Origin of the sequence: Streptomyces sp. 4F14 (assembly GCF_048159485.1) — a bacterium.
GTDB lineage: Bacteria > Actinomycetota > Actinomycetes > Streptomycetales > Streptomycetaceae > Streptomyces.
Genome location: NZ_JBLRVY010000128.1, coordinates 1 through 453 on the forward strand (window position 1 = coordinate 1; position 453 = coordinate 453).

At 72.2% G+C, this 453-nt stretch carries 1 protein-coding gene; it reads left to right on the top strand.

The genetic code is table 11. The features are described 5' to 3' along the window. Positions 1-73: 73 nt before the first annotated feature. On the top strand, positions 74-453 hold a 380-nt coding region (locus ACLZOT_RS49960), incomplete at its 3' end, for an AAA family ATPase (RefSeq protein ID WP_416975979.1).

Genomic DNA, 453 nt, shown 5'->3' on the forward strand with positions numbered 1-453 from the left:
GGGCGGCACAGCGGAAGCGGGCGGAGCGAGGGCCCGTGACCGGTTCGCCCTCTACCAGGAGACGGCGGAGGTACTGGGCCGAGTGCGCGGAACCGGGCTGGTGATCGTGCTCGACGATCTCCACTGGGCGGACGCCGCCTCTCAGGAACTGCTCGACCACCTCGTCCGGCACCCGGTGCGCTCCCCCGTGCTGCTCGTCGTCGCCCGGCGCGACCGCCAGGCCCCTGCCGCCCTCACCACTCTGCTGGACCGCGGCATGGACACCGGCGTGGTGCGGCGGCTCCCCCTGGGACCGCTCGGCGAGCTGGACTGCGTCGAACAGCTGGCCAAAGACCTGCCGCGGCATCAGGCCGCCGAAATCTACGCGGCGAGCGAGGGCAACCCGCTGTACTTCCTGACCCTGCTTCAGGCCCGTCGCGCAGAACGTCAGGTTCCGGTGACAGGCGGCGTCCC